The sequence below is a fragment of the Citrobacter enshiensis genome (assembly GCF_029338175.1).
GTDB lineage: Bacteria > Pseudomonadota > Gammaproteobacteria > Enterobacterales > Enterobacteriaceae > Citrobacter_D > Citrobacter_D enshiensis.
Genome location: NZ_CP119862.1, coordinates 4,121,605 through 4,134,938, shown reverse-complemented (window position 1 = coordinate 4,134,938; position 13,334 = coordinate 4,121,605). Strand labels below are relative to the sequence as shown.

Here is a 13,334-nt window from a genome sequence, read left to right as displayed (position 1 = left end):
GCTCTATAATACAAAAAGAACAGGAAGGCAGAGGTGGGGCAGCGAATACCCGTCACGCTCGGCAATATAGCGCCGTTAACAATAAACGCATTCCGCCCGGGAAGTATGGCACTGGTGTGCGAAGGTGGAGGGCCAGCGGGGGATTTTTACCGCTGGGGTGCTGGATGAGTTCATGCGCGCGCAGTTCAACCCCTTTGACCTCTACTTCGGTACTTCCCGCAGGGGCGCAAAACCTCTCGGCTTACCTCTGCAATCAGCCCGGCTATGGGCGCAAAATCATCATGCGTTACACCACGAAGCGCGAATTCTTTGATCCGGTTCGCTTTGTGCGCGGGGGAAATCTCATCGATCTCGACTGGCTGGTGGAGTCGAGCGCCGGGCAGATGCCTCTGGCACTGGATAACGCGTCGCACTTGTTTGAAAAGGGGAAAAAGTTTTACATGTGCGCCTGTCGCGGCGATGACTACTCGCCGGTCTATTTTTCGCCAACGAAACAAAACTGGCTCGATCTTCTTCGCGCCTCCAGCGCCATTCCAGGATTCTACCGAACGGGCGTCGAGCTTGATGGTATCAGCTATCTGGATGGCGGCGTCAGCGATGCGATCCCCGTTCGTGAAGCGGCAAAGCAAGGGGCAAAAACGCTGGTGGTGATCCGCACCGTCCCCTCGCAGATGTACTATACGCCACAGTGGTTTAAGCGCATGGAACGCTGGCTGGGGGAAAGCAGTTTGCAGCCGTTGGTCAATCTGGTGAAGCATCATGAAGCCAGTTACAGCGAAATTCAGCGCTTTATAGAAAAGCCGCCAGGTAAATTACGTATCTTTGAGACTCTACCCCGCCAAAAACCTTTACAAAAGCATGGCGCTGGAAGCCGCATTCCGCACTGCGTGAAGATTACAAAACGGGCGCCTGTGCGGGCGATACTTCCTGGCGACGGGTGGGTAAACTGCTGGCGGAAAACCCGCCGTTAGTCCGTCATACGCCGAAGATTGTGGTTCCGGGAAGGGTAGTGGTCCCTGCCGCTCCGGTGGCCAACGACGCGCATGTGAAAACCCATGAGCGGTGCGCCACAGGCCAATGACACATCGTTTAACAATGAGGATCTGGCGTGAGTGGGTGTTTTATCGATACGCACTGTCATTTTGATTTTCCGCCTTTTTGCGGCGATGAAGTGGGCCAGTATTCAGCGCGCCTGCAGATGCCGGCGTCGGGGAAAATCATCGTCCCGGCAACGGAATCGGCGAACTTCTCACGTGTGCTGGCGCTGACGGAACAGTTCCCGCCGCTGTTTGCCGCACTCGGTCTGCATCCTATTGTCATTGAACATCACGCCGACCACTGTCTGGACCAGCTCCAACAGATCCTGGAGAAACGCCCACAGAAAGTGGTGGCGGTAGGGGAGATTGGCCTGGATCTTTACCGGGACGATCCTCAGTTCGCAAGGCAAGAGTACCTGCTGGAGGCGCAGCTGAAACTGGCGAAACGCTATTGCCTGCCAGTGATCCTCCACTCCCGTCGCACGCACGACACGCTGGCGATGCATCTTAAGCGCCAGAATTTGCCACGAACCGGCGTGGTACACGGTTTCTCTGGTAGCCTGCAACAGGCCGAGCGCTTTGTTCAACTGGGCTATAAGATTGGCGTGGGAGGCACCATTACGTATCCTCGCGCCAGCAAAACGCGCGATGTCATGGCGCGACTGCCACTGGACGCTTTACTGCTGGAAACGGATGCGCCGGACATGCCGCTGAACGGTTTTCAGGGGCAGCCGAATCGTCCGGAGCAGGCCGTCAGAGTGTTTGAGGTGCTATGTGAGTTGCGCCCGGAGCCTGAAGAGGTGATTGCCGATGCGCTGTATCGCAATACCACAACGCTTTTTCATCTCTGATTGCCAGAGGGTGACGAGAATCGTACAAATTGCCCTATTTTTGTAGGCCCGTAGAGCGTCAGCGCCACCGGCAATTCAGATTTAAAGATACAGCGCCGGGAAAATCAGATTATTCACGCCGCGATCCTGTAAGGCGCTCGCCAGGGCCTCCACGTCGTCCGGCGTCGCGCTCGGCCAGGTTTCTGGCTTCGCCATACACTCCATGGGCGTGGAAAGCATTTAATCGGATGGGAACATTTCCCAGAGTAGAGATAAATGCCGCCAGCGGGTCTATCTGTTGCAAATAATCAACCTGGCCGGGAATGACCAGCAGCCGCAGTTCTGCCAGTTTACCGCGCTCTGCCAGCAGCATAATGCTGCGCTTAATAAGCACATTATCCCGCCCTGTGAGCCGTTGGTGACACGCGTTACCCCATGCTTTAAGGTCAAGCATGACCCCGTCACACAGCGGGAGTAATTTCTCCCAGCCGGTTTCGCTCAACATGCCGTTACTGTCTACCAGGCAACTCAGATGACGCAGGTGCGGGTCGGCTTTGACTGCGGCAAACAGTTGCAGGATAAACGGTAATTGCGTTGTGGCTTCGCCGCCGCTGACGGTGATGCCCTCGATGAACAATGATGCTTTGCGGATATGACGTAATACATCGTCAATACTCATCGTCTGCGCCATCGGCGTGGCGTGTTGTGGGCACATCTGCAGACAGGTATCGCACTGCTTACAGACATCAGTCTGCCACACCACTTTCCCGGCAACGAGACTCAGCGCCTGGTGCGGGCAGTGAGAGACACATTCAGCGCAATCATTACAGCGTCCCATCGTCCACGGATTGTGGCAGTTTTTACAGCGCAGATTACACCCCTGTAAAAAGAGGACCAGACGACTGCCTGGCCCGTCCACGCAGGAGAAAGGGATAACCTTACTTACCAAAGCGCATTTGTTGTTCATGGCTTATCACGCGGGGTTGTCGTTCCAGAATACGTGTATTACGTGCGGCTTCTTCTCCCAGCCAGGTAGTGTTGGTACGGGAGCCTTCGGCGCGGTATTTTTCCAGGTCCGACAAACGCACCATATAACCTGTGACGCGCACCAGATCGTTGCCGCTGACGTTGGCGGTAAATTCACGCATACCCGCCTTGAACGCGCCAAGACAAAGTTGTACCAGCGCCTGCGGATTACGTTTAATGGTTTCATCCAGCGTCAGGATGTCGCTGATCCCGGAGTGATACCACGCATGGTGCGGCGCGACGGTTTGCAGATGGGTGATGGGATCCGGTTCGTCGCCATAGGGCAGACGCGCGCCCGGCGTGGTGCCGATATCTGAACTGATACCCGATTGCGCATGCAGCATCGCTCTTTGCTTCCAGCCGTGTTTCACCGGTGTCTTTTCGACAAACCCGGCCAGTTGCGCGCTGATGCGATAACCCAGTTCGTTTGCGGCCTCATCTTTCCCATACCGCGCTTTCAACCCCGCTTTTTCACACAGCAGATTGACGGCTTCCGCCAGACCATACATCCCAAACATGGGCACAAAACGTTGTGGATCGATCAACCCTTCCTGCACGAGGAAGCTATTCTCAAAGAAATGTGATTTTTCGTAGAGGAAGTCACAGCGAGCATCAATGATGGAAATTTGTTGCTGACAGTAGTGCGGTAGCGTGCGCGTAAAGAAGTCATCGACAGAGGTACTGCGCTCTGCAACGGCTTTCAGGTTGAGCCTGACCAGTGTGCTGCCGCCTCCCGCAAGGGGTAAAGAGTTATAACAACTGACGACGCCATAACCGCTTTTTGTGAAAATTTTATCATTTTCGGGGCCGTTGGAAATATGAGGTTTGCTGCATTCACAAATATTTTTCGCAACCTCAAGCAGCAAATCATCCGGGGTGATTTGCGGATCATAAATAAACGTCAGGTTAGGTGCTACCTGCTTTAACTCTGCATCTGCGCGTAAAATCGCACGTGTGACAGGGGTATCGGCAGGGCCAATATTGGCATGCATAAATGCATCAGGGAGGGTTCTGTCGAGATAGCGCCAGAAACGTTTTATTCGAATGTCGATCTCTTTTTGTGTTAGAATTCTAACATATGGCTGGAGCAGCGTATCGAGCTGACCGAGGAAGACCGGCATCGATGTTACCGAGGGCACATGGTGGTACAGAATGGTGAGCAAGGATAATGCGTCATCTAAATCCTGTGCCCCTTCCAGCTCCAGCCACTGTGAACCGTTGGCCAGAAAAACGGGCATAATCAGCAATACATAGCGGGGTTTGAACGGTGCATGTCCTTCAAAACATATCGCAAATAACGCCGTCATCCCAGCGCCTGGCGGGCATCCGCAGGGAGTGCCGGATAAGGTAAATTGTTCTCGGCCTCCAGCGCCAGGAAATGGCGTTTTTGTTCAGGGCTGAGCACCCGGCTGGCACGATTTGCTGGCAACGTTGTTGCAGGGCGGTTTCGCTTGGAACAGGCATCTTCGTTTCCTTTTTGTACCGAAGGTTTAGTGGCATTGTAGAAAATTACGTCACGATGGCTTTTGATCCTGATGCGCCTGCCAGCGTTCTCGTGGGGCCTGAAAAGGTCATTTATTTGAAGTTGATCTCATTAGAGTAATGCAAATTTGTACGTAGTTTTCATTAACTGTGATGTATATCGAAGTGTAATGACGGGTGAATGTTAGAATACTAACAAACCCGCAAGGTGAAATTTTATACGGCGATGCCGTTGGAGAATCAAATGACCGATTTAAAAGCAAGCAGCCTGCGCGCACTGAAACTGATGGACCTGACTACCCTGAACGACGACGACACCAATGAAAAAGTGATCGCGCTGTGTCATCAGGCGAAAACGCCGGTCGGCAACACGGCCCGCTATCTGCATCTACCCGCGTTTCATTCCTATTGCGCGTAAAACCCTGAATGCGCAGGGCACGCCGGATATCCGTATCGCAACGGTGACTAACTTCCCGCACGGTAACGACGACATCGACATCGCTCTGGCGGAAACCCGTGCGGCAATCGCCTACGGTGCGGATGAAGTAGACGTGGTGTTCCCGTACCGCGCGCTGATCGCGGGCAATGAGCAGGTGGGTTTTGATCTGGTTAAAGCCTGTAAAGATGCCTGTGCGGCGGCTAACGTCTGGCTTAAAGTGATCATCGAAACCGGTGAACTGAAAGAAGAAGCGTTGACCCGTAAAGCGTCTGAAATCTCTATCAAAGCGGGTGCCGATTTCATCAAAACGTCTACCGGTAAAGTGCCGGTAAACGCGACGCCGGAAAGCGCGCGCATCATGATGGAAGTCATTCGTGATATGGGCGTTGCCAAAACGGTTGGTTTCAAACCGGCAGGCGGCGTACGTACTGCTGAAGACGCGCAACAGTTCCTGGCGATTGCCGACGAACTGTTTGGCGCTGACTGGGCTGACTCTCGTCACTACCGTTTCGGCGCATCCAGCCTGCTGGCGAGCCTGCTGAAAGCACTCGGCCACGGCGACGGTAAAAGCGCAAGCAGCTACTAAGACTTGATTCTGCCGGATGGCGCTGATGCCGCCATCTGGCATTGTATTCGGTTGGCCGGAGGCGTACTGCCCAGGCCCAGAATCGGGAGGTTACCTTGTTTCTCGCACAAGAAATTATTCGTAAAAAACGTGATGGTCATGCGTCTGAGTGATGAAGAAATTCGTTTCTTTATTAACGGGATTCGTGACAACACCATCTCTGAAGGCAGATTGCCGCCCTGGCGATGACCATTTTCTTCCACGATATGACAATGCCAGAACGCGTTTCGCTGACCATGGCGATGCGGGATTCAGGAACCGTACTGGACTGGAAAAGCCTGAATCTGAATGGCCCTATTGTTGATAAACACTCTACCGGCGGCGTGGGCGACGTGACGTCCCTGATGTTGGGGCCGATGGTGGCAGCCTGTGGGGGTTACATTCCGATGATCTCCGGGCGTGGCCTCGGTCATACCGGCGGTACGCTCGACAAACTGGAAGCGATCCCGGGGTTTGATATCTTCCCGGATGACGCCCGTTTCCGTGAAATTATTAAAGACGTGGGTGTGGCGATTATTGGGCAAACCAGTTCGCTAGCACCGGCGGATAAACGTTTTTATGCCACGCGTGACATTACCGCGACCGTGGACTCCATCCCACTTGATTACCCGCGTCTATTCTGGCCAAAAAACTGGCGGAAGGGCTGGATGCGCTGGTTATGGACGTCAAAGTGGGTAGCGGCGCCTTTATGCCCACCTATGAGCTTTCTGCCGCGTTGGCAGAAGCGATCGTCGGCGTGGCCAATGGCGCGGGAGTGCGTACTACGGCGCTGCTGACTGACATGAACCAGGTACTGGCCTCCAGCGCGGGTAACGCGGTAGAAGTGCGTGAAGCGGTGCAGTTCCTGACCGGGGAATATCGTAATCCACGTCTGTTTGACGTCACGATGGCGCTGTGCGTTGAGATGCTGATCTCCGGCAAGCTGGCCAGTGATGATGCGGACGCGCGTGCAAAACTGCAGGCAGTGCTGGATAACGGTAAAGCGGCGGAAATCTTTGGTCGTATGGTTGCGGCACAGAAAGGGCCGACTGATTTCGCCGAAAACTACGCAAAATACCTGCCGACAGCGATGCTGAGTAAAGCGGTGTACGCTGACAGCGAAGGGTTTGTTGGCGCAATGGATACCCGCGCACTCGGCATGGCCGTGGTGTCGATGGGCGGCGGTCGCCGTCAGGCATCGGACACTATTGATTACAGTGTTGGTTTTACCGACATGGCGCGTCTGGGCGACAGTGTTGACGGACAACGCCCGCTGGCGGTGATCCACGCCAAAGATGAGGGCCAGTTGGCAAGAAGCGGCGCGAAAGCGGTCAAAGCGGCAATCAGACTTGACAACGAAGCGCCTGAAATTACACCGACAGTGTATCGTCGAATCACCGAATAGCGATATACTGAATCTGATCGCTTTTTTGCAGCGCAAGATGTATGGAGAACAAGATGAAACGTGCATTTATTATGGTGCTGGACTCCTTTGGTATTGGTGCAACTGAAGATGCGGATCGCTCTCGGCGACGTAGGTTTCCGACACTCTGGGCCATATTGCAGAAGCCTGCGCCAAAGGCGAGGCTGATAATGGTCGTAAAGGCCCACTGAATTTGCCTAACCCTGACCCGTCTGGGGTCTGGCGAAGCGCACGAAGGCTCTACAGGTAAAATTGCTGCCGGGCTGGATGGCAACGCGGAAGTGATTGGCGCCTATGCCTGGGCACATGAGCTCTCTTCTGGCAAAGATACCCCGTCGGGGCACTGGGAAATCGCTGAGGCGTGCCGTGTTTTGTTTGAATGGGGTTACTTCAGGGACCACGACAATAGCTTCCCGCAGGAACTGCTGGATAAGCTGGTGAAACGCGGGCAATTTTGCCGGGTTACCTGGGCAACTGCCACTCTTCCGGCACTGTGATTCTGGATCAGTTGGGCGAAGAGCATATGAAAACCGGCAAGCCGATTTTCTACACCTCTGCCGACTCCGTGTTTCCAGATTGCCTGCCACGAAGAGACCTTTGGTCTGGATCGTCTGTACGAGCTGTGCGAAATCGCCCGTGAAGAGCTGACCGAAGGCGGTTACAACATTGGTCGTGTTATCGCGCGTCCGTTTGTTGGCGACAAAGCCGGCAACTTCCAGCGTACCGGTAACCGTCACGATCTGGCCGTTGAACCGCCAGCGCCGACCGTGTTGCAAAAACTGGTCGATGAGAAAGACGGTCATGTGGTTTCTGTGGGTAAAATCGCGGATATCTATGCCAACTGCGGTATCACCAAAAAAGTGAAAGCCACAGGATTGGATGCGTTGTTTGGACGGCAACCCTGAAAGAGATGAAAGAGGCTGGCGACAAGACTATCGTCTTTACCAACTTTGTTGACTTTGGACTCTTCCTAGGGGCCCACCGCCGCGATAATCGCAGGGTATGCTGCGGGTCTGGAACTGTTCGACCGCCGCTTGCCGGAACTGATGGAGCTGGTAGGGGAAGATGACATTCTTATCCTGACCGCTGACCCACGGTTGTGATACCAAGCTGGCAGGGCACCGACCATACTCGTGAGCACATTCCGGTACTGGTTTATGCGTCCGGAAAAGTGAAACCCGGCTCGCTTGGCCACCGTGAAACGTTCGCGGATATCGGCCAAACGCTGGCGAGCTATTTCGGCACCTCTGCAATGGACTACGGCATAAATATGCTGTAATGGAATCGCCCGGTAGCATTTGCTCACCGGGCCTTATTTTTGTAGGCCTGATTAGGCGCTTGGGCGCGCCATCAGGCATAAACATTTAGAAGGATATAACGATGGGCCTACGCCCACACATTAATGCCAGAAATGGGCGATTTCGAGAGACGTAGTTTTGATGCCGGGCGACCCGCTGCGTGCGAAGCACATTGCTGAAACTTTCCTCGAAGATGTTCGTGAAGTAAAATAACGTTCGGCGGGCATGCTGGGTTTCACCGGGGACTATAAAGGTGCCGCAAGATCTCCGTTATGGTCACGGTATGGGTAGTCCCGTCCTGCTCTATCTACCTCAAAGTAGCTGATCACCGATTTCGGCGTGAAGAAAATTCATTCGCGTCGGTCCTGCGGCGCAGTACGTTACTGATGTCAAACTGCGTGACGTGGTGATCGGTATGGGTGCCTGCACCGATTCCAAAGTTTAACCGCATCCGTTCAAAGATCAGTGATTTTGCCGCGATTGCTGATTTCGGCATGGTGCGTAACGCCGTTGACGCAGCGAAAGCCCTCGGTGTTGACGCTCGCGTCGGCAACCTGTTCTCGCCGCTAGACCTGTTCTACTCTCCGGACGGCGAAATGTTCGACGTGATGGAAAAATACGGCATTCTGGGCGTGGAAATGGAAGCGGCAGGCTATTTACGGCGTAGCAGCCGAGTTTGGTGCGAAAGCGCTGACCATCTGCACCGTATCCGACCATATCCGTACCCACGAGCAGACCACTGCCGCTGAGCGTCAGACGACCTTCAACGATATGATTAAGATTGGCGCTGGAATCTGTACTGCTGGGCGACCAGGAGTAATGATATTTGTACCGGGTGGCGTTTTCGCCTGCCCGGTCAACCGCTTTTAAAGGCCCGCTTGCGGGGCCTTTTTAACGGCACGGCCCTGGCAATCCACGCCGACAGTTCCCGCAACGCGTTCTCCTGCTCGGGGAAATCCTCCACTAATGCTTCACATGCCTGTTGCAGCGTATCGGCACGATACAGAGATCCCTGCAAACGCGTGGTCAATGCTTCCAACGGCGCCGGGTTCAGACTATCGTGAAAGATCTGAGCACGGGTAATATGGCCCTTCTCTACATCAAAGTGCAGCTCCACGCCGCCCCCAGCTAAAAGCGTTCATCCAGCAGGTGCGAAAACGCTGGCGCCTGACCAAAGTTCCATTCCCAACTGCTTTGACGGGCAAAAGTTTCGGCAAAGTTTGGCAGGTCTGGCGTTTTATCCGGCGAAATAATTTCCGCTTCCACACGCTCACCATAGTGGGCGAAAAAGGCGTCGGTTATCGCCTCGCACACCTGAGCGTGGGTAATGCCCGGCAACAGCTCGACCAGATTTGCGACGCGCGCACGCACGGAGGTAATCCCTTTGGCTTCAAGCTTCTTTTTATCTGGATTCAGATAGTTCGCCAGGCGACTCAGGTCGGCGTTGAGTAACAATGTGCCGTGATGAAAACCACGATCTTTTGTTTCACGATAGGCGGAGCCGGACACTTTGCGCTCCCCATCGGCGGTGTTGACTATCAGATTCGTTGCGCCCGGAAGCATCGGCGGCAACGCCGAGTGAATTCAGCGCATCCAGCACAATAGCTGTTGAAATGGTTTTGTCGTATTCCGGTTTCCCCGCCATAAAGGTAAAACAGGTATTCCCGAGATCGTGGAATACCGCGCCACCGCCGCTGCTACGGCGCGCCAGACGGACGTTGTCTTCCTCCATGCGCCGGGTATTGCACTCCTTCCACGGATTTTGCGCCCGGCCAATCACCACCGTATCCGCGTTACGCCACAGGAACAAAACGCGCTGAGTGGCAGGCATCTGGCGGAAAATACACTCCTCGACCGCGAGGTTGAACCAGGGATCGTAAGAGTCTGAGATAAGTAAGCGTAGTGTCGACATGGCAGATTTCCTTTCTATAACTGACGTCTATATTAATGCTAACGTACTGGCGCTGCACTTTCGCGACTTACGGATCCTTTTTCTCGTTCTCATCCTCTTCGGGTACAGACTTGCTGGCGGTAAGCAGGAAGGGGGATTGTTGCCAGCGCGTGCGTTTGCCCTGCAGAAGGGTTCGGGTTAATACCACGCCAATAGCCAGTGACAAGAGCAGCATCAGGCGTAGAATATTGGTGGTGTTATCGACCTGCTTCGCTTCGGTGGCTAAGGTGTGCGTGTCGAGCGTCAGACGCAGATAACCCAGTGGACCATTCTTTCCCTGAATGGGTTCGACTATCTGCTGGTTAAAATAGCCGCCTGCTTTTTTGCCGTCCAGCGCCAGCCTGTCGCGCACATTAACGCTTTCGCCTGCACGGGTAATGAGATCACCTTGCTCATCGTAAACTCCGGCATCCAGAATTCGGCTCTCTTCAGTGAGCTGGCGGAGTACAATGGCGATACGTTTTTCATCCGGCGTTTCGGTGCGCATTAACGGTGCGATGTTGAGCGTCACCTGATGTGCCAGCGTACGAGCCAGTTCTTCCAGTTGCGGATTTCGTTGCCGCTGATGGTTTTGACTGAACCAGGACGCACCCTGCATCAGCGCGACAAGTAGTGCGAGACAGAACAAGACAATCACTGCACGATGAAGCCGGAATTTGAGTTTTGCGCGAGCCATATTCCACCTGCTGAAAATTTGAGGCTTAATGTTGCCAGAAGCGATGGTTACAGGGTAGCCTCATGCGTTATTTTCCCCTGGATGTTTCCCGACCCGTACGATTTTACAGGAGCTTTAATGCCTAACATTACCTGGTGCGACCTGCCTGAAGATGTCTCTCTGTGGCCAGGTTTGCCCCTCTCATTAAGTGGTGACGAGGTGATGCCACTCGATTACCACGCAGGCCGTAGTGGCTGGCTGCTGTATGGTCGCGGGCTGGACAAGCAGCGCCTGACGCAATACCAGAGCACGCTGGGGGCGGCGATGGTCATTGTCGCCGCCTGGTGCGTCGAGGATTATCAGGTTATTCGTCTGGCAGGCTCATTAACGCCGCGCGCCACAAAACTGGCGCACGATGCAAAACTGGATGTCGCCCCGCTGGGCAAGATCCCGCACCTGCGTAAGCCTGGCTTGCTGGTGATGGACATGGATTCCACCGCGATCCAGATTGAGTGCATTGACGAAATCGCGAAGCTGGCCGGTACGGGTGAGATGGTGGCGGAAGTGACCGAACGGGCTATGCGTGGGGAGCTGGATTTTACCGCCAGCCTGCGTAGCCGTGTGGCGACGCTGAAAGGCGCAGATGCCGATATTCTACGCCAGGTTCGTGAAAACCTGCCTCTGATGCCGGGTCTGACACAACTGGTGCTGAAGCTGGAAACGCTGGGCTGGAAAGTGGCTATCGCCTCGGGCGGGTTCACTTTCTTCGCGGAATACCTGCGCGACAAGCTACGCCTGTCGACGGTGGTGGCGAACGAACTGGAGATCATGGACGGGAAATTCACGGGGAATGTGATTGGCGATATCGTTGATGCGCAGTACAAAGCCAATACGCTGGCACGCCTTGCGCAGGAGTATGAGATTCCGCCAGCGCAGACGGTGGCGATCGGTGATGGCGCCAACGATCTGCCGATGATCAAAGCGGCAGGGTGGGTATTGCGTACCATGCCCAAGCCGAAAGTGAATGAAAAGACGGAAGTGACTATCCGTCATGCCGACCTGATGGGGGTGTTCTGCATTCTCTCCGGCAGCATGAATCAGAAATAACGAGGTAACCCGTGGCAAAAGCTCCAAAACGCGCCTTTGTTTGTAATGAATGCGGGGCCGATTATCCGCGCTGGCAGGGGCAATGTAGCGCTTGCAACGCCTGGAACACCATCACTGAGGTGCGCCTTGCGGCATCGCCGACGGTGGCGCGTAACGAGCGGCTCAGCGGCTATGCCGGTAATGCAGGCGTGGCAAAAGTGCAGAAGCTGGCGGATATCAGTCTTGAGGAACTGCCACGTTTTTCTACCGGTTTTAAAGAATTTGACCGTGTACTGGGCGGTGGCGTCGTGCCCGGTAGCGCTATTCTGATTGGGGGGAACCCCGGTGCGGGGAAATCTACGCTGCTGCTGCAAACGCTGTGCAAGCTGGCGGAACAGATGAAAACCCTGTACGTCACGGGGGAAGAGTCTTTGCAGCAGGTGGCGATGCGCGCCCATCGGCTCGGCTTGCCGACGGCGAATCTGAATATGCTGTCGGAGACCAGTATTGAACAGATCTGCCTGATTGCCGAAGAAGAACAACCAAAACTGATGGTCATCGACTCCATTCAGGTGATGCACATGGCGGATATTCAGTCTTCGCCGGGCAGCGTTGCGCAGGTTCGTGAAACGGCGGCTTATCTGACACGTTTTGCCAAAACACGCGGTGTCGCTATCGTGATGGTCGGTCACGTGACGAAGGACGGTTCACTGGCGGGGCCAAAGGTACTGGAGCACTGTATCGACTGCTCCGTGTTGCTTGATGGCGATGCCGACTCCCGGTTTCGGACGTTGCGCAGCCATAAGAACCGTTTTGGCGCCGTCAACGAACCTGGGCGTTTTTGCGATGACCGAGCAGGGGCTGCGGGAAATCAGTAACCCTTCCGCTATTTTCTTAAGCCGCGGTGATGAAGTGACCTCTGGCAGTTCGGTGATGGTGGTCTGGGAAGGCACGCGCCCTCTGCTGGTGGAGATTCAGGCGCTTGTCGATCACTCGATGATGGCAAACCCGCGTCGTGTTGCCGTTGGGCTGGAACAAAATCGCCTGGCCATTTTGTTGGCGGTCCTGCATCGTCACGGCGGTCTGCAGATGGCCGACCAGGATGTATTCGTCAACGTGGTGGGCGGTGTCAAAGTGACGGAAACCAGCGCGGACCTGGCGTTGCTGCTGGCGATGGTGTCCAGCCTGCGCGACAGGCCATTGCCACAGGATCTGGTGGTGTTTGGCGAAGTCGGTCTGGCGGGGGAAATTCGCCCCGTACCAAGCGGCCAGGAACGTATTTCCGAGGCGGCGAAACACGGTTTCCGCCGTGCCATTGTCCCGGCGGCCAACGTCCCGAAAAAAGTGCCGGAAGGGATGCAAATCTTCGGTGTCAAAAAACTCTCAGATGCGTTAAGCGTGTTTGACGACTTATAATTGCCTATATGTACTCACCTCCCGGGCCTGAAAAGCGTCGCGCCATCAGGGATGGGGTGGTGAAAGTGCCGGATGGCAGCGATGCCT

At 54.9% G+C, this 13,334-nt stretch carries 3 protein-coding genes and 9 pseudogenes; 8 read left to right on the top strand and 4 right to left on the bottom strand.

Annotation, left to right across the window (positions count from 1 at the left end):
• Positions 1–33: 33 nt before the first annotated feature.
• Together P2W74_RS19620 and P2W74_RS19615 are read left to right on the top strand one after the other, a co-directional pair.
• Positions 34–1,112 (top strand): annotated as a pseudogene (locus P2W74_RS19620) (patatin-like phospholipase family protein).
• A complete protein-coding gene (locus P2W74_RS19615; RefSeq protein ID WP_276292902.1) occupies positions 1,109–1,888 on the top strand; it encodes a metal-dependent hydrolase in 780 nt (259 codons plus the stop codon). Before P2W74_RS19620 ends, P2W74_RS19615 begins: the two are co-directional and overlap by 4 nt.
• A gap of 81 nt (positions 1,889–1,969) precedes the next feature.
• On the opposite strand, the pseudogene P2W74_RS19610 reads toward P2W74_RS19615, so the two are convergent.
• Together P2W74_RS19610 and P2W74_RS19605 are read right to left on the bottom strand one after the other, a co-directional pair.
• Positions 1,970–2,834: pseudogene (locus P2W74_RS19610) on the bottom strand (YjjW family glycine radical enzyme activase).
• Positions 2,806–4,357, bottom strand: a pseudogene (locus P2W74_RS19605) (YjjI family glycine radical enzyme). The pseudogenes P2W74_RS19610 and P2W74_RS19605 overlap by 29 nt, the downstream one beginning before the upstream one ends.
• 262 nt (positions 4,358–4,619) lie before the next feature.
• Here P2W74_RS19605 and deoC point away from each other — a divergent pair.
• The 4 pseudogenes from deoC (at position 4,620) to deoD (ending at position 8,959) form a co-directional block, all read left to right on the top strand.
• A pseudogene (gene deoC, locus P2W74_RS19600) lies at positions 4,620–5,400 on the top strand (deoxyribose-phosphate aldolase).
• 95 nt (positions 5,401–5,495) lie between these two features.
• Positions 5,496–6,823: pseudogene (deoA, locus tag P2W74_RS19595) on the top strand (thymidine phosphorylase).
• 53 nt (positions 6,824–6,876) lie between these two features.
• Positions 6,877–8,120: pseudogene (gene deoB / locus P2W74_RS19590) on the top strand (phosphopentomutase).
• Positions 8,121–8,221: 101 nt separating this feature from the next.
• Positions 8,222–8,959 (top strand): annotated as a pseudogene (gene deoD / locus P2W74_RS19585) (purine-nucleoside phosphorylase).
• A 36-nt stretch (positions 8,960–8,995) separates the two neighbouring features.
• Here the strand turns inward: deoD and lplA are convergent.
• Both lplA and P2W74_RS19575 read right to left on the bottom strand, forming a co-directional pair.
• Positions 8,996–10,051: pseudogene (gene lplA / locus P2W74_RS19580) on the bottom strand (lipoate--protein ligase LplA).
• A gap of 67 nt (positions 10,052–10,118) precedes the next feature.
• Positions 10,119–10,766 (bottom strand): YtjB family periplasmic protein, encoded by a 648-nt coding sequence (locus tag P2W74_RS19575; RefSeq protein WP_276292901.1) that lies wholly within the window; start codon positions 10,764–10,766, stop codon positions 10,119–10,121.
• 117 nt (positions 10,767–10,883) lie between these two features.
• Here P2W74_RS19575 and serB point away from each other — a divergent pair, with 117 nt between their 5' ends.
• Together serB and radA are read left to right on the top strand one after the other, a co-directional pair.
• Positions 10,884–11,852, top strand: a complete 969-nt coding sequence (serB, locus tag P2W74_RS19570; protein ID WP_276292900.1) for a phosphoserine phosphatase — start codon at positions 10,884–10,886, stop codon at positions 11,850–11,852.
• Positions 11,853–11,863: 11 nt separating this feature from the next.
• A pseudogene (radA, locus tag P2W74_RS19565) lies at positions 11,864–13,247 on the top strand (DNA repair protein RadA).
• The last annotated feature ends 87 nt before the right edge of the window (positions 13,248–13,334 follow it).

Bases quoted from the DNA above. Each gene is read 5' to 3' on its own strand.
- P2W74_RS19575 (WP_276292901.1), bottom strand. From the start codon at position 10,766: ATGGCTCGCGCAAAACTCAAATTCCGGCTTCATCGTGCAGTGATTGTC.
- serB (WP_276292900.1), top strand. From the start codon at position 10,884: ATGCCTAACATTACCTGGTGCGACCTGCCTGAAGATGTCTCTCTGTGG.